General features: G+C 62.8%; 13 protein-coding genes and 2 pseudogenes. 5 read left to right on the top strand and 10 right to left on the bottom strand.

Translation table 11 applies throughout. The features are described from left to right. Positions 1 to 2 precede the first annotated feature (2 nt). From NYR54_RS08650 to NYR54_RS08640, 3 genes and pseudogenes are all read right to left on the bottom strand, one after another. A complete protein-coding gene (locus NYR54_RS08650; protein ID WP_261515426.1) occupies positions 3 to 518 on the bottom strand; it encodes an ATP-binding cassette domain-containing protein in 516 nt (171 codons plus the stop codon). A 466-nt stretch (positions 519 to 984) separates the two neighbouring features. Further along, positions 985 to 1077, bottom strand: a pseudogene (locus NYR54_RS19185) (hypothetical protein); the annotation flags it as partial. A gap of 14 nt (positions 1078 to 1091) precedes the next feature. Then, positions 1092 to 1299 (bottom strand): annotated as a pseudogene (locus tag NYR54_RS08640) (IS3 family transposase); the annotation flags it as partial. A 126-nt stretch (positions 1300 to 1425) separates the two neighbouring features. On the opposite strand from NYR54_RS08640, the gene NYR54_RS08635 reads away from it, so the two are divergent. The 5 genes from NYR54_RS08635 to nadC all read left to right on the top strand — a co-directional run bounded on the left by NYR54_RS08635 (position 1426) and on the right by nadC (position 6841). Beyond that, a complete protein-coding gene (locus NYR54_RS08635; RefSeq protein ID WP_261515231.1) occupies positions 1426 to 2055 on the top strand; it encodes a BA14K family protein in 630 nt (209 codons plus the stop codon). A 161-nt stretch (positions 2056 to 2216) separates the two neighbouring features. Further along, positions 2217 to 3197, top strand: coding sequence for an NUDIX hydrolase (locus NYR54_RS08630; protein ID WP_261515230.1), 981 nt, complete (start codon positions 2217 to 2219; stop codon positions 3195 to 3197). A gap of 158 nt (positions 3198 to 3355) precedes the next feature. After that, positions 3356 to 4348 carry a quinolinate synthase NadA gene (gene nadA / locus NYR54_RS08625; protein ID WP_261515229.1) on the top strand — a complete coding sequence of 331 codons (993 nt, stop codon included), beginning with the start codon at positions 3356 to 3358 and terminating at the stop codon, positions 4346 to 4348. Between the two features lie 10 nt (positions 4349 to 4358). Beyond that, positions 4359 to 5969, top strand: a complete 1611-nt coding sequence (locus NYR54_RS08620; protein WP_261515228.1) for an L-aspartate oxidase — start codon at positions 4359 to 4361, stop codon at positions 5967 to 5969. Further along, on the top strand, positions 5966 to 6841 hold the full coding sequence (nadC, locus tag NYR54_RS08615) for a carboxylating nicotinate-nucleotide diphosphorylase (RefSeq protein WP_261515227.1): 876 nt from the start codon (positions 5966 to 5968) through the stop codon (positions 6839 to 6841). The genes NYR54_RS08620 and nadC overlap by 4 nt, the downstream gene beginning before the upstream one ends. A 129-nt stretch (positions 6842 to 6970) precedes the next feature. On the opposite strand, the gene NYR54_RS08610 is transcribed toward nadC, so the two are convergent. From NYR54_RS08610 to NYR54_RS08580, 7 genes are read right to left on the bottom strand one after another with little or no spacing between them, the layout of a single operon-like run. Next, on the bottom strand, positions 6971 to 8566 hold the full coding sequence (locus NYR54_RS08610) for a gamma-glutamyltransferase family protein (RefSeq protein WP_261515226.1): 1596 nt from the start codon (positions 8564 to 8566) through the stop codon (positions 6971 to 6973). Position 8567: 1 nt separating this feature from the next. After that, positions 8568 to 10298, bottom strand: coding sequence for a gamma-glutamyltransferase family protein (locus NYR54_RS08605; RefSeq protein ID WP_261515225.1), 1731 nt, complete (start codon positions 10296 to 10298; stop codon positions 8568 to 8570). Next, positions 10295 to 11398: an NAD(P)/FAD-dependent oxidoreductase gene (locus NYR54_RS08600; RefSeq protein WP_261515224.1), complete on the bottom strand. Its 1104-nt coding sequence runs from the start codon at positions 11396 to 11398 to the stop codon at positions 10295 to 10297. The genes NYR54_RS08605 and NYR54_RS08600 overlap by 4 nt, the downstream gene beginning before the upstream one ends. A 28-nt stretch (positions 11399 to 11426) precedes the next feature. After that, a complete protein-coding gene (locus tag NYR54_RS08595) occupies positions 11427 to 12299 on the bottom strand; it encodes an ABC transporter permease (RefSeq protein WP_261515223.1) in 873 nt (290 codons plus the stop codon). 2 nt (positions 12300 to 12301) lie between these two features. After that, entirely contained in the window at positions 12302 to 13243 is a 942-nt protein-coding gene (locus tag NYR54_RS08590) for an ABC transporter permease (RefSeq protein WP_261515222.1), read from the bottom strand. After that, entirely contained in the window at positions 13240 to 14310 is a 1071-nt protein-coding gene (locus NYR54_RS08585) for an ABC transporter ATP-binding protein (protein ID WP_261515221.1), read from the bottom strand. Before NYR54_RS08585 ends, NYR54_RS08590 begins: the two co-directional genes overlap by 4 nt. Further along, positions 14307 to 15332 carry an ABC transporter ATP-binding protein gene (locus NYR54_RS08580; RefSeq protein WP_423738597.1) on the bottom strand — a complete coding sequence of 342 codons (1026 nt, stop codon included), beginning with the start codon at positions 15330 to 15332 and terminating at the stop codon, positions 14307 to 14309. The genes NYR54_RS08585 and NYR54_RS08580 overlap by 4 nt, the downstream gene beginning before the upstream one ends. Positions 15333 to 15432: the final 100 nt, after the last annotated feature.

The following is a 15432-nucleotide window of genomic DNA, read 5'->3' as shown; positions in this document are numbered from 1 at the left end:
CCTCAACACGTCCTTAAGATTGAAGGCCGCGCGCATGAGGCGCGGGTGTAGTCGCTCTTCGGATCGCGGAACACCTCCGTCGGCCCTTCCTCGACCACCCGGCCGGTCTTCATCACGATCGTGTGATCGGCAAGCACCTTCACCACCGCGAGATCGTGGCTGATGAAAATGTAGGAGAGCCCATGGCTCTCCTGGATACGCCGCAGCAGATTGATGATCTGCTTCTGCACCGAGCGGTCAAGCGCGGAGGTCGGCTCGTCAAGCACGATGACCGTAGGCTTCAGCACCGTTGCCCTTGCGATCGCGATGCGCTGGCGCTGGCTGCCGGAAAACTCGTGCGGGAAGCGGTTGCGCATAACGGGATCGATCCCGACCTCCTCCAGCGCCTTGATCGCCGCTTCCTCGCGCTCGCGGGCCGCAAGCTGCGGTTCGTGCACCAGAAGCCCCTCGGTGATGATCTCGCCCACCGTCATGCACGGGCTGAGGCTGCCGCGAGGGTGGATTTTCCGGAGCCGGATTCGCCCACGATGCCGATCGTCTGCCCGGCGCGAAGCGTGAGCGTGACGTCCTGCACACCGCTTTCAATTCGAAAGCTGGTCGGGCAAAGAAACCGCCGCCCGAGCGGAACGTCACTGACACCTTCTTGGCGTCAAGCAGAATGGGTGCAGCGGCCGGCACCGGCGGCTTCGAGCCTTCCGGCTCAGCGGCAAGCAGCATTTTCGTATACGGCTCCCCCGGGCGGTGGAAGATGTCATCTGTCGTACCTTCCTCGACCACCCTGCCCTTCTGCATCACGTAAACGCGGCTCGCAAAAGCCTCCACGATCCTGAGATCGTGGGTGATGTAGAGAATTGCCATGCCGAGCTTCTTCTGCAGCTCGGCCAGCAGCCGCAGGATTTCTGCCTGGATCGTCACGTCGAGTGCGGTCGTCGGCTCGTCAGCGATCAGAAGGTCCGGGTCGTTGGCGAGCGCCATGGCGATCATCACGCGCTGGCGCTGTCCTCCCGAGAGCTCGTGCGGATAGGATTTGAGCCGCCGCTCCGGATCCGGAATGTGGACCAGCTTCAGGAGCTCCAACGCCTTTTTCCGCGCCGCGGAAGCCTGCCCATCAAATCGCAGGCGCGGCGTTGGGAATATCCCCTCTCTTCAATGGCCCAGTCCACGGCCGTCCTCCTTGAACCGGGCGTCAGAAGTTTTTGCCAGCATCTCGCGCAGCGTCGACACGTCCATCATCGACTCCGCCAGAAGCTTCTTCAGGCGTGCATTCTCCTCTTCCAGCGCCTTCAACCGCTTGGCCTCCCGGTGCAGCCGAGTTCAGAAGCCGGATTAGGGGTCTGGGTGCACGAATAGGCACCTCGCATCTCACTCATTTCAGGAACCCATCCCGTCGGTGAAAAGTTTGCCCTCGTGAAAGGAGGATTAGGTATGAAACCGTTGCTGGCCTTGATTTGCGGGTTCCTGGCCTCGTCCGCAGTCTTCATCAGCGGAGCGGCAATTGCCACCTACCTGATTGTTGCCGAACCGGCGCGGGAGCTGGATGCCAGCGCGGACGGAGCAGATCGCAGGCTAGCAGGCGACGCCGAAGCCGTAACGCAGGACGTTCGGCGCATCCCCATTCACGGGGCTGCCACCCGCAGCGGCGGCTTGACTAAAGCGGCGGCGGGCCCTTCCACAGCGGTTGCCGGAGAGATCGATGCGACCCCAACCGCAGGCGTCGCCCCGACAGGAGAAATAGGCGATGGCCAGCCGTCAAATGCCCTGGAAGCCGATGTCGCGGCACATGTGAAATGGTGCTCCGCCCGTTACCGCTCCTACCGGCCGGAAACGAACAGCTACATGGCCCATAGCGGAGAAGTCCGTCCGTGCGTATCGCCGTTCACCGCTACCGGAGAACCGGCACCTTACTACGCCGAAGAGCAACTTCACGTCACTAACGAAAGTCCGACGCTTTCAGCCGACCATATCCGGGACTGCCTCAGCCGCTACCGCTCGTACCGGCCGGAAGACAACACCTATCAGCCCTACGGAGGCGGGCCAAGGCGGCAGTGCGAGTGAAGCCAGTCGAGCGCGCGAGAATATCTGCGTGCCGCGCATTTCATACCCCGCTTTAAACACTTGCCGTTAGCGGGGAGCACGGCCGTTCAAAGTGGCTCTCGACTGAGGTCACTCGGCTCCGGTATCCTGTGCTTTCCGAACTTGTTCGCTTTCAGGTGTCCATGGCCTCGTCCTTTTCCGCCCGGCGATCCAAGACCAGCATTGAGCCCCATGCGGCGCCGACTATTGATCTGAGCGCCGTCATCATGGCGGCGACGCCCGATGAGCCGCGGGTGCTTACGGTGCGGTCAGATCCGCAGCAGCCGGAGGGGTTGCCCTCAGGCCCTTTGCAATCTCAGCATCGCACGCTTGAGATGGGGCTGCGCAGCTGGGTTACCGAGCAGACGCAGCTCACCCTGGGTTACGTGGAGCAGCTTTACACCTTCGGCGACAGAGACCGGGCCGAAGCCCATGACCCGAATGCGGGGCATGCGCTCTCGATCGCCTACCTCGCCCTCGTGCAGGAGGCGCGCCCCGCCGGCCTTGCCCATGCCGCTTGGCAAAACTGGTACGATTATCTTCCATGGGAGGATTGGCGCGACGGCAGACCCAAGGCGCTTGATGTCATCGAGCCCGCGCTGAAGGCATGGGCGCGTGCGGGCGGCAAACCCCTGCGGCAGTTCCGCGAGGAACGCATCGAGCTCACCTTCGGCTTCGAGGCCAGGACGTGGACCGACGAGCGCGTTCTTGAGCGCTATGAGCTGCTCTACGAAGCCGGCCTCGTGCCCGAGGCGCTGCGTGACGGCGCGACCGCGGCAAAGGCGCGGATCGCGCCCGGAAAGCCCATGGCCCTGGACCACCGGCGCATCCTCGCCACGGCGATCGGCCGCCTGCGCGGCAAGATCAAGTACCGGCCCGTAATCTTCGAGCTGATGCCCGCCGCCTTCACCTTGCTTGATCTTCAAAGAACCGTGGAAGCGCTGTCAGGCATACGCCTGCACAAGCAGAACTTCCGCCGCCTCGTGGAGATGCAGGGTCTGGTGGAGGAGACCGGAGAGGTGACCACCAAGACCGGCGGGCGCCCCGCCCGGCTGGTGCGTTTCCGGCGCGAGGTGCTGCTGGAACGGCCGGCGCCCGGCGTGCGCCTGCCGCGCCTGAGGTGATGCGTCGCGCCCTGAAAATTCCGGGTTGACGAAGACTTATACTCGCGTTTAGCATAATTTCGTACCGGCTATGCAGCCGGTTTTCTCATGTGCAAGAAATGCTCAAATCGAGCATTTCTATGATTTGCTAATGCTCATAATGAGTACAGGAGGCTGCCATGGCCAATGCTGCTCCGCCCGCGTCCCTGCCGCTGCCCGATCTTTACGCCCGTGTGCAGCATCATGTTCCATCCATGGAATGGCCTTCATTCGCCAGCGATATCGAAGCCATCCTGGCGCTCAAACGCGAGCGCAACGCGGTGATCCTGGCGCACAATTATCAGACGCCCGAGATCTTCCACACGGTCGCCGACATCGTGGGCGACAGCCTGGCACTTGCCCGCGAGGCGGCGAAGTCAAATGCTGATGTGATCGTGCTTGCAGGCGTGCACTTCATGGCGGAAACCGCCAAGCTGCTCAATCCGGAAAAGACCGTACTCATCCCGGACATGGAGGCGGGCTGCTCGCTGGCCGAGTCGATCACCGCTGAGGATGTGCGCGAATTGCGAAAGCGCCATCCGGGCGTGCCGGTCGTCACCTATGTGAACACGTCGGCCGCCGTAAAAGCGGAGTCGGACATCTGCTGCACATCGGGCAATGCGAAAAAGGTGATCGCCTCGCTGGGCGTTGACCGGGTGATCATGCTGCCGGACGAGTTCCTGGCGCAGAACACCGCCGCGCAGATGCCCGATATAGAGATCATCACCTGGAAAGGCCATTGCGAGGTGCATGAGCGTTTCACGCCCCAGGATATCCGCGATGTGCGCGAGAGCTATCCGGACGTGGTGGTGCTGGCCCATCCGGAAGCGCCGCCGGAGGTGGTGGCGGAAGCCGATTTTGCCGGTTCAACCGCACGTATGGCTGAATTCGTCGGCGAGAAGCGGCCCTCCCGGGTCGCCCTGATCACCGAATGTTCGATGAGCGACAATGTGGCCGCGCTCTACCCTGAAATCGAATTCGTGCGGCCCTGCAATCTTTGCCCGCACATGAAACGCATTACTTTGCCCAAGATCCGGCAGGCCCTCGAACAGCGGCGGCATGAGGTGACCATCGATCCGGCCGTGGCCGAGAAGGCGCGGCTTGCCGTCGAGCGCATGCTCGCCGTGGGCTGAGGCACGTCTCGTGGGAACAGCCCATCCACAGTACGCCACGGTCCAGGACCGCGTCATAGTCGTGGGTGGTGGCATTGCAGGGCTTGCAACGGCCCTGCGCCTGACGCCATTGCCCGTCACTCTGCTTGTAGCCTCTCCGCTGGGGCGGGAGGCTTCCACGCCCTTGGCGCAAGGGGGCATCGCGGCGGCGATCGGTCCCGATGACAATCCCGCTCTTCATGCGGCCGACACGGTGAATGCGGGTGCCGGCCTCAGCGACCCTGCTGTTGCTGAAAGGATTGCGGCGGCGGCGCCCTCCTGCATCGAGTGGCTGATTGATCAAGGCGTGTCCTTTGACCGAACCGCCTCCGGCGCCAAGCTGCTTCTGGGTCTGGAAGCCGCCCACTCGCGCCGAAGGATCGTTCACGCGGCGGGTGACAGAACCGGCAAATCCGTGCTGGACGCTCTTATCCGCGCCGCCCGAGCCGCTCCGTGGATCGAAATCCGCGAGGGCTACCGGGCAAGCGATCTGGCGCTCGATGCGAATGGCCAGGTGACCGGCGTTTTCTGCGCCGTTCGCGGCGGCGAGGGCGAAGACGAGCCCATCCTGATCCCCTGCCGCGCAGTCGTGCTGGCGACAGGAGGGGTTGGCGGGCTCTATGCACATACCACCAATCCCCTGGGCGCGATTGGGGCGGGGCTGGCGATGGCTGCCCGCGCCGGAGCGGTGCTGCGCGATCTCGAGTTCGTGCAGTTCCACCCGACGGCTATTTTGGCCGGGCTCGATCCGATGCCGCTTGCAACCGAGGCGCTGCGCGGCGAAGGGGCGTGGCTCGTCAACAGCCGCGGCGAGCGCTTCATGCAGGACGTTCCGGGCGCGGAACTTGCGCCGCGCGATGTGGTGGCAAGGGCGATCTTTGCGCAGATCAGCGCGGGCGAGCGCGTGTTTCTTGATACGCGCCAGGCCCTGGGAGAGCGGATCGGCAGTAGGTTTCCCGGTGTGGCAGCTCTGTGTCAGAAAGCCGGGCTCGATCCGGTTCGCGATCCTATCCCCGTGCGCCCGGCCGCCCACTACCACATGGGCGGGATCAAGGTTGACGAGCGGGGCCGCAGCTCGCTCGAAGGCCTGTGGGCCTGCGGCGAGGTCGCATCAACCGGGCTGCACGGCGCAAACCGGCTGGCAAGCAACTCGCTTCTGGAGGCGCTGGCCTCAGCCGCCTGGATTGCCGAGGACATCAAGGGGGAGGCTTTGCGCCCATTGGCGATCGAGCCTGTGGCGCCTGATGCCGCTCCGCGCTCCTACGGCACCGGCAACCGGCCATTCCCGCGCCTCGCTGAACTGCGCTCGCTCATGGACCGGCAGGTCGGCGTGCTGCGGGACGGGGCGGGACTGACGGAGGCGATCTGCCATCTGCGCACGCTTCTCCACGAAGCCGCTTCCGGTATTGAGCGCGATGCCGCCCTAGTTTGTTTGATGATCGCAGTTTCGGCGTTCGGCAGGGAGGAAAGCCGGGGCGCTCACCAGCGGCTCGATCAGCCCGAACGGATGCCTGAACGGCATACCACGATCACCTTGGATAAAGCCCTGCGTATCGCCGCCGAGCTCGGCAGCGAAACGGAACCCGCCAGGAGAGTTGCATGACGGCCACCGTCTATCCGGAAAACACGCTTCCCCCGCTGCCGCGCCTTCTGGTGGAGCCGGTCGTGCGCGCGGCGCTGATGGAGGATTTGGGCCGGGCGGGCGATATCACGAGCAACGCCGTCATCCCTGCGGATGCCAGGCTTAAGGGAGCCGTCGTGACCCGGGAGCCTGGAGTGGTTGCAGGCGTGGACGCGGCGGTTGTGACCTTCGCCCTGATCGACCCTGCCGTGAAAGTCAACGTCGAGCGGCCGGACGGCAGCCGCATTGAACGCGGGCAGGCCGTGTTGCGGGTGGAGGGCCCTGCCCGCAGCATTCTTGCGGCCGAGCGCGTGGCGCTGAACCTCATCTGCCGCATGTCGGGCATCGCGACGGCAACGGCGAGGCTTGTCGACGCTGTGCGGCCGCATGGGCACGCCCGGATCGTCTGCACGCGCAAGACCACGCCGGGGTTGCGCTTACTTGAGAAGCATGCCGTTCGCGCGGGCGGAGGAGCCAACCACCGTTTCGGACTCGACGATGCCGTTCTCATCAAGGACAACCACATCGCCATAGCCGGTGGCGTGAAGCAAGCATTGGAGCGGGCGCGAGCCAGCGTGGGTCATCTCGTGAAGATCGAGATCGAGGTGGATACGCTGGAGCAGCTCAACGAGGTGCTGGAAGTTGGCGCCGACGCGATCCTTCTCGACAATATGAGCCCCGAAACCCTCGCGGAGGCGGTGCGGCAGGTAAGCGGGCGCGCGATCACGGAAGCTTCCGGCCGGATAACGCCCGCCACGGCGCCCCAGATCGCAGCCGCAGGCGTAGACCTGATTTCGGTAGGCTGGATCACGCACAGCGCCCCCATCCTGGATCTGGGACTGGATGTGGGGTGAAGCGGACCGGGCATCGGGCAACGATGCTGCATTGCCGCGGATTGTGACCGGCTTCACCTTCCCGCCGGGGGGGCAAACCGGTCGTCAGCGGGCGCACCGGTTTGCCCGGAAGCTTCCTGCAATGCAGGGTCAGAAACCCACGGCCATGCCGTCCTTGCGGTGGTCCGAGCCACCGATATATCCGTCCTCGAGGCGGTGGATCAACTGCGCACCTCCGAAGGCGAAACTTGTATCGGGACTTTCTCGGGTGACGTTGTGGCCGAGCGCTTCAAGCCCAGCTACCGTGCTAATATCCATGGTCCATTCGACTGCTACGTCCCGGCCGGATATGAACCTCCAGCGCGGAGCATCGCTGGCTGCCTGGGGATTCTGCCCGTAAAGCTGGGTGCGCAGCACCATTTGAACATGGCCTTGCGCCTGCATCGGCCCACCCATGACGCCGAAGCTCATGAGAGGCTTTCCGTCCCGCATCAGGAAGCCTGGGATGATCGTGTGAAACGGGCGCTTGCGGGGCCCGACACGGTTGGGATGACCCTCTTCAAGAGTGAATCCCGAACCGCGGTTCTGCAGATGAATGCCTGTCCCCGGAACAGCAACCCCCGATCCGAAGCCTGAATAATTGGACTGAATGTAAGAGACCATCATCCCGCTGGCATCGGCAGCGGTTATGTAGACGGTTCCGCCCGCAAGAGGCGCACCAGCCCCAAAGATTTGGGCACGGCCTGCTTCGATGAATTGGGCGCGTCTCTTGAGATAATCCTTATCCAGCAGCGCCTCGACCGGCACGTCCATATAGGCCGGGTCTGACACATATCGCTCGACATCGGCCATGGCGAGCTTAATCGCCTCGATCTGGTAATGCAGGGATTGCGCACTGTCAGGCCCGAACGCCGAGAGCGGCAGGTGCTCGAGAATGCCAAGCGCAATCAATGCCACGATGCCTTGGCCGTTGGGTGGAATCTCGTGAAGCTGGACGCCCGCATAATCCATGGAGATCGTCCCGCACCAGTCATTGCGATGCGCGGCCAGGTCCTCCCGCGTCAACGCTGCGCCGTGGAGCGCAGCAAAATCGGCGATGCGCGCTGCGAGTTCACCCCTGTAGAAGGCTTCGCCCTTGCTCTCCGCAATTGCGAGCAGTGAGTCCGCGAGCGCCGGATTGCGGAACGTTTCCCCTGCACGCGGCGCCCGGCCGTTGGGGAGGAAGGTTTCTGCAAAGCCGGGTTGATCAGCAAGCAGCGCGCCCCCCTTCTCCCACAGTTCGGCAATCGTAGGGGAGACTGCGAAACCGTCCCGGGCATAGTTGATGGCCGGCTCGAGCAGAGTTGCGAACTCAAGCGCACCAAACTTTTCCGAAAGATCGGCCCAGGCCGAAACCGCTCCCGGAACTGTGACGCTTTCCCATCCCCGGGCCGGCATCCGGTCGCGGCCTGCAAACCGCTCTGGCGTCCACGCTGCCGGCGAGCGTCCGGATGCGTTGAGCCCATGCAGGGTCTTTCCGTCCCAGACGATGGCGAAAGCGTCGCTTCCCAACCCGTTGCCGGTGGGCTCCACCACCGTGAGAGTGGCCGCTGCCGCCAGTGCAGCATCGACGGCATTGCCGCCTCTGGCGAGCATGGAAAGCCCGGCCTGGGCCGCCAGCGGCTGGGAAGTCGCCACCATGTTGCGCGCCAGGACTGGCCGTCGAGGGGCACCATAGGGCATGGCGTATGAGAATTGTTTGGTCATTCTACCATCCTGCTACGGCCGTCGGGCGGCGCGAATCCGAGCCGCCTTCGAGCGTCCTGGTATTAAAATCCTTGTGGATCGAGCACACCCCGCCGGCCGCAAACTCCCATTCGGGCCAGAGCTGTACGTTGTGCCCTTTGGCTCTGAGTTCCTCCGCCACTGCCGGATCGATGCGCGCTTCGAGCTTGAGCAAACCCGGATCGTAGGAATGCGGGATGGAAGATCGCGGGTAGGAGAAGGTCGCAAACCGGGGCGCGTCCACTGCCTCCTGCATGCTCATGCCGAAGACATGGCGGTTGAGATAGACTTGTAGCATGGCTTGCGGCTGCACGTCGTTTCCGGGCGAGCCGAAAGGCATGATCCATTCGCCTTTCTTCCGGGCAAAGGCCGGCGAGGGGGTCAGGCGAGGCCGGCGGCCCGGCCCCGCCACGGCCGGCGCGTCCGGGTGCGTGAACGACTGTACGCCGCGCGCGGAAGGTACGAAGCCTAATCCCGGAATGACGGGAGCGCCGATTGAGCCATCGCTCGGGGTTGCGGAAAAGGCGTTGTTGTTCTTGTCGACCACGCAAACGTAGGATGTGTCGAGCTCCCCCGGATCGCGCCGGCCGTTGCGCGGGTCCGCGTCAGGATTGCGGCCCCAGTTCGACGGCAGGCCCGCCTCGGGCATCCCGGGAAAGGCTTTGTCCGGATCGATCAAGGCTCGACGTTTCTGCGCGTAGGATGAGCTCAGCAGCGTATCGAGAGGGACATCAACAAAGTTGGGATCGCCATAGAGTTCGTGTCGGTCCCCGTAGGCCAGCTTGAGCGTTTCGACCAGTCGGTGGATATAGTCGACGCTGTTGTGGCCAAGAGCCTTGAGGTCAATGCCGTCGAGCATGGCAAGGGTCTGCCCCAGGACCGGCCCCTGGCACCATGGTCCGCAAACAAAGATGTCGGCGCCTTCGAAACTGACAGATTTGGGCCGCTCCACCTCCACGCGAAAGTTGGCCAGATCGTTCTCCCGCATCCAGCCGCCATTGGCGCGATGATACTCGACTATAGTCTTGGCGATGTCACCTTTGTAGAACGCATCCCGAGCCGCCTGGAGGCCAGCCTCGCGACCTCCCTTGCGCGCAGCGGCTGCTTCCTCATCGATCATGTAGGAAATGGTGTTGGCCAAATCGGTCTGGACCAGAATGTCTCCCGCCTTCGGCGGCTGGCCGCCAGGCAGATAGATCGCCGCATTCTGCGGCCAGCGGCGATAATCATCCGCATGATCCGCTATGATATCGGCCATGAGCGCCGTCACAGGAAAACCTTCGCGCGCGAAACGTACGGCTTCGGCGGCGCATTGACCGAAGGAAAACGTTCCGTAGAGCTCGAGTGCGGTGATCCAGCTGTCAGGTGCTGCTGGCACGATGGTGCGCAACAGGCCGGGCGGCATAGCGCCGCCGTATTTCCGACGAAACAGATCGACATCGGTGAGAGCGGGCCAGGTTCCCAACCCGCTGATCGAAATGACTTCGTCGGTCTCCGCCCAGTAGATCATCAAGGGCGCGACACCGCCAAAGCACACATATTCACTTTGCACGACGCCGAGCGTTATTCCACCGGCCACGCCGGCGTCCACCGCGTTGCCGCCCGCTTCCAACACCTGCAGCGCCACTTGGGCTGCCAGGTAGTGGCCAGCGGCTGCCATGTGCCGCGTGCCGATCATCCGAGCTCTGTAAGGGGAAACAGAAGACCTGGTCATAGCGACCTCACGGCGTAGGGTGTCAGATCGAGATCGGGCGTCTGCCCAAGCGCAACCTGGCTCAAGAGCTTGCCCGCCAAGGGCCCCATGGTCAGACCGCCCGCCCCTAGGCCATTTCCAATCAGGATGTTCTCAAAACCCGACAGGTGACCGATCAATGGCTTAACACTTTCAGCCATTGGACGAATACCGACGCGCGTCTCGATATGGGTGGCATCCGCCAGCCCCGGCGCTAGCGCAAGCCCGAAATTGAGAACTTCGGCCTGGCCGCCGGCTGTCAAACGGCAATCGAAGCCTACTCCGTTTTCGCGGGTTGCGCCCACGACCACCCTGTTGTCGTCGAACGCCAGCATATAGTGGGAGCCTTGGGGCAGCAGCACCGGCCAATCGATTGTCTCCTCCTTGACGCGAAGATGAACAATCTGCCCTCGCTGCGGTACAACGCCGATCGAGGCGCCGATGTTTGTCAAAGTTTGATTAACCCATGCCCCTGCAGTCACGACGACGAGGTCGGCGTCGATAACCTTCCCGTCAAGCTTTACGATGGCCCTGCTGCCTTCGGCGGTGATATTGGCATGACCCTGGTGCAGCTGGGCGCCATTGGCCTGCGCCGCTCGCATCATGGCGCCTGCAAGGCCGCGGGCCTCCACACGGGCGCCGCCAGGGATGTAGAGTGCCGAAAGTCCGTCGCGCAGGGGCGGAAACATCGCCTTGATTTCCGCCGCGCCGACGCGCCGGACTTCGCCGGCTTCAGGGACATTTGCCACGCGCGGAAGGACCCGGGCCTCTATCTCCTGAAGCTGCTCGTCCGTATCGGCAAGAACCAGTGCGCCTACCTGTCGGTATCCGAATTCTGTTTCTCCCTTCTCCTTGAGTGCCGAAACGAGCGGCCGGTAGTAGGCGCCACCAGCAGCATAGAAACGATAGAAATCCGGATCGGTTACCTTGCTTGCGCACGGGCAGACGATGCCCGCGCCCGCCAGCGTAGCCTTGCCCTGATGGGCCTCGTCGATGACGGTAATCGCGACGTCCCTATTGAGACTGAGATGATAGGCGACGCTCGAGCCGAGAATGCCTGCGCCAACAATAACAACACGCATGATCTGCACCTTTCCGGACTAAGGAGACTCAACGGCTGCGCGGATCGAAGGCGTCCCGCAGGCCGTCGCCAAGAAGGTTGAAACTCAAGACGGTGAGAAAGATCATCATGCCCGGCCAAGCGGCGATCCAGGGTGCGGTCGTAAGCGACCGCTGCGCGGTATTGAGGATCGAACCCCAGGAAGCGGCCGGCGGCTGCTGACCAAGCCCGAGGAAGGACAGGCTGGCTTCCGAGATGATTGCGGTCGCGATCGTCAGGGTCATCTGGACGATCAGCGCCGGCAGCACATTCGGCAGAATATGGCGGAAGGCCACGCGGGCGTGAGAGTTGCCTAGCGAACGCGCTGCCTCCACGTAATCCTCGGATTTGACGTTGATGACCTGCCCTCGCGTAAGGCGCACAAAGAGTGGAGCAGCGGTCACCCCGATCGCTATCATCGAATTGGTCAGGCTCGGCCCCAGAAAGGCCGCCAGGGAAATGGCGAGGATCAGGAACGGTATGGCCAGCATGGCGTCGGCAACGCGGCTAATTCCCATATCCACCCATCCGCCTACATAGCCTGCCGCCAGGCCGAGGGGCACACCGATAGCGATAGCAATGGCAATCGAAACGGCTCCGACCAGCAGCGAGGCGCGGGCGCCATAGATGATGCGCGAGAACATGTCGCGCCCTAGCTCGTCGGTGCCGAACCAGTGAATTGCGTTCGGGCTCTGCCTGATAGCCGTGTAGTCCTGGGCAGCAGGGTCGAATGGGGTAATGAGGGGGGCGAAAACTGCCGCCAGCACGACCAGAACAATAAAGCACAGTCCGACGACGGCACCTTTGTGCCGGACCAGCCGCTTCGCGAACTGAGCCAGCTGGCTTTCTCCTCGGCTGATATGATCTTCTGCGCTCACGCTCATCGTCAGTTCCTCAGCCGAGGATTGGCGAGCATATAGCCGATGTCGGCCAAAAGGCTCATGAGCACGTAGATAAGCGCCGTTACCAGCACGACGCCCTGTACCACCGCGTAATCGCGGTTATACACCGCATCGACGATGAGCTTGCCAAAGCCGGGGATGTTGAAGATCTGTTCGGTAAGCACAGCGCCGCCCAGCAGATTGCCGAATTCGAGTGCGCCAAGGGTGATCACCGGGGTTAGCGCATTGCGCATTGCGTGGCGGACCACCACCACCCATTCGGCAAGCCCCTTCGCGCGCGCGGTACGCACGTAGTCGCTTTCGAGCGCCTGGAGCATGGCTGACCGCGTGTGACGCATTATGACCCCGGCAATGGCCGTGCCGAGCACGATCGAAGGCATGAGCAGGCTTTGCAGCGAACGCAGCGGATCGATCAGCGGGCTGACATAACCCGACGCTGGCAGCCAGTTGAGCATCACCGAAAAGACCAGGATCATCATGATGCCCAGCCAGAAATTGGGCACCGAAATGCCGGCCAGAGCCACCAGATTGGCCCCGTAATCCCAGGCGCTCTGCTTGCGGACGGCAGCGATGATGCCCGCCGTAATGCCGACCGCCAGCGCAATGATCATCGAAAATACTGCAAGCTGGAGCGTGACCGGAAGGCGGGCGAGGATCAGATCGAGCACCGGCCGGTTCATGCGCATCGACTGGCCAAGGTCGCCGTACAAAATGCCGCCAGACCACTTGAAATATTGGACGGGCAAAGGCTGGTTGAGACCGTATTGCTGTCTGATCTGCTCGATGAGTTCCCTGTCGGCGTCTTCGCCGGCCAGCGCCAGGGCCGGATCGCCCGGCAAAAGGCGTTGGAGCACGAAGATGATCACCGAGAGGATGAGCAGGGTCGGTATGACCTCCGAAAGCCGCTTACCGATCATACGGATCATGCTGCCGGCTCCTTGGTGCTCAGGGCCTGGAAGGCTCCAAAAAGACGGGAAAGGCGCGGATCAACTGCCTCGACAGGCATCAGATCATCGGCGGCGGGCAGCTCGTTCTGAAAGTGGCAGGCAGCCGGATGGTGCCCCTGGCTCGAGACCAGCGCCGGGCGCTCGGTTGTACAGATCGGCTGCGCATAAGGGCACCGCGTGTGGAAATGGCACCCCGATGGAGGATTGATCGGGCTGGGCAGATCGCCTTCGAGAGGCCGAGTCGTTTCGCGCCAGCCGGGATTCGGCACCGGAATCGAGGCAATCAATGCGCGGGTGTAGGGGTGGCGCGGATCGCCAAACACGTCTTCCGTCGCGCCGATCTCGACAATCCGCCCGAGATACATCACCGCCACACGATCCGCGATATGCCGGACCACCGACAGATCGTGGGAAATGAAGAGGTAAGAAAACCCGAACTGCTTCTGGAGGTCGGCAAGCAGGTTGAGAACCTGGGAACGGATCGAGACGTCGAGCGCGGAGACCGGCTCGTCGCAGACGATCAGCTCCGGTTCGGCTGCAAGCGCACGCGCAATCACGATGCGCTGGCGTTGGCCACCAGAGAATTCATGAGGGTAACGGTTGATATGCTGAGCCGACAGCCCGACGGCTTGGAGTAGTTCCTTTACCCGTTCCGTGCGCTTTGCGGCCGGCACAATGTCGTGCAGCATCAAAGGCTCGGCAACCATCTGGCCCACTGTCATACGCGGATTGAGCGAGGCAAACGGATCCTGGAAGATGAGCTGCACGCGCCGGCGCACAGGCTTGAGCGACCGGTCGCTGAGAGACGTGATGTCTTGTCCTGTCAGTGTTATCGTACCCGAGCTCGGATCAACCAGGCGCATGATCAGCCGCCCCAAAGTCGATTTCCCGCAGCCGGATTCTCCGACCAGCGCCAAGGTCTCACCCTTGCCGATCTCCAGCGAGACGTCGTCCACCGCTCGAACCGTTTTGACCGGGCGGCCAAACACGGTGCGCTCGACCACAAATTCCTTCGAGAGATGGTCAACCTTCAAAAGCGGTGTCATGAGGCGAGATCCTCGAGCGGGGCGCGCCAGCACCGGGTGGTACGCGTGTCGGACAGACGGAAGATGGGCTGATCCTCGTCGCACCTTGATTGGCGGAACGGACAGCGATCCGCAAAGCGGCACCCGCGTTGGCGGTTGCGCGGGTTGGGCATTGAGCCCTGGATAACAGGAAGGCGTGTCTTGCGCTCGCCGAACTTCGGAAGCGAGCCCAGGAGGCCTACGGTATACGGATGCTGGGGGAAGGCGAAAAGCTCGCGGACGGGCGCCTGCTCGACCACCTGTCCAGCATACATTACGACAACCTCGTCACAAACCTGGGCCACGACGCCCAGATCGTGCGTGATGAGGACGATTGCCGCACCGGTCTTCTCACGCAGCCTCCCCATCAGATAGAGAATCTGCGCCTGGACGGTCACATCGAGCGCCGTAGTGGGTTCGTCTGCGATCAGAAGCTGAGGCTCACAGGCCAGGGCGATCGCGATCATAGCGCGCTGGCGCATGCCACCTGAGAGCTTGTGCGGATAGTCATCATAGCGGCGCTCGGGGGATGGGATGCGGACCAATTCGAGAAGCTCAATGGCGCGTGCCCTGGCTGCGGCCTTGCTCAGACTCTTATGGCGGATGAGCGATTCGGAAATCTGCCGGCCGATCGTATAGGCCGGATTCAGTGAGGTCATCGGCTCCTGAAAAATCATGGCCATGCGGTTGCCGCGGAGATCGCGCAAAGCCGCCTCGCTCTGCTCAAGCAGTTCCGTGCCCCCGAAACGGACAGACCCCTGAATCCGGGTCGTTCTCTTGGGCAGAAGACCCATAACTGCGAGCGAGGTAACACTCTTGCCGCTTCCGGACTCCCCCACAATCCCAAGGGTCTGTCCCGGGCGAACGGAGAAATTCACGTCGTCAACGACAGTCGTTTCCTCGCCGGTCCCTGCACCAAAGGTCACCGTGAGGTTCGAAATCTCAAGCAGACTTTTTGTGGGATCGGTCACGAAGCGTACACAAGAGGCCAATTGAAAATGCATGGGAATTGGCGCGGCTGGATGCCGCTGAACCGCGCCGGGATTGCCGGAGGCATTTTGGTTTGAGTCACGCTGCCATGGCCGGCTCTTCGAGCATAGCGTA

Source organism: Chelativorans petroleitrophicus (assembly GCF_025398195.1).
Taxonomy (GTDB): Bacteria; Pseudomonadota; Alphaproteobacteria; order Rhizobiales; family Rhizobiaceae; genus Chelativorans; species Chelativorans petroleitrophicus.
The sequence above is the reverse complement of the archived record's forward strand: the minus strand, read 5'-3'. Positions and strand labels throughout refer to the sequence as shown.

Bases quoted from the DNA above. Each gene is read 5' to 3' on its own strand.
- NYR54_RS08630 (WP_261515230.1), top strand. From the start codon at position 2,217: ATGGCCTCGTCCTTTTCCGCCCGGCGATCCAAGACCAGCATTGAGCCC.
- NYR54_RS08580 (WP_423738597.1), bottom strand. From the start codon at position 15,332: ATGCATTTTCAATTGGCCTCTTGTGTACGCTTCGTGACCGATCCCACA.
- NYR54_RS08585 (WP_261515221.1), bottom strand. From the start codon at position 14,310: ATGACACCGCTTTTGAAGGTTGACCATCTCTCGAAGGAATTTGTGGTC.
- NYR54_RS08610 (WP_261515226.1), bottom strand. From the start codon at position 8,566: ATGACCAAACAATTCTCATACGCCATGCCCTATGGTGCCCCTCGACGG.
- NYR54_RS08590 (WP_261515222.1), bottom strand. From the start codon at position 13,243: ATGATCCGTATGATCGGTAAGCGGCTTTCGGAGGTCATACCGACCCTG.
- NYR54_RS08595 (WP_261515223.1), bottom strand. From the start codon at position 12,299: ATGAGCGTGAGCGCAGAAGATCATATCAGCCGAGGAGAAAGCCAGCTG.
- nadA (WP_261515229.1), top strand. From the start codon at position 3,356: ATGGCCAATGCTGCTCCGCCCGCGTCCCTGCCGCTGCCCGATCTTTAC.
- NYR54_RS08635 (WP_261515231.1), top strand. From the start codon at position 1,426: ATGAAACCGTTGCTGGCCTTGATTTGCGGGTTCCTGGCCTCGTCCGCA.
- nadC (WP_261515227.1), top strand. From the start codon at position 5,966: ATGACGGCCACCGTCTATCCGGAAAACACGCTTCCCCCGCTGCCGCGC.
- NYR54_RS08600 (WP_261515224.1), bottom strand. From the start codon at position 11,398: ATGCGTGTTGTTATTGTTGGCGCAGGCATTCTCGGCTCGAGCGTCGCC.
- NYR54_RS08605 (WP_261515225.1), bottom strand. From the start codon at position 10,298: ATGACCAGGTCTTCTGTTTCCCCTTACAGAGCTCGGATGATCGGCACG.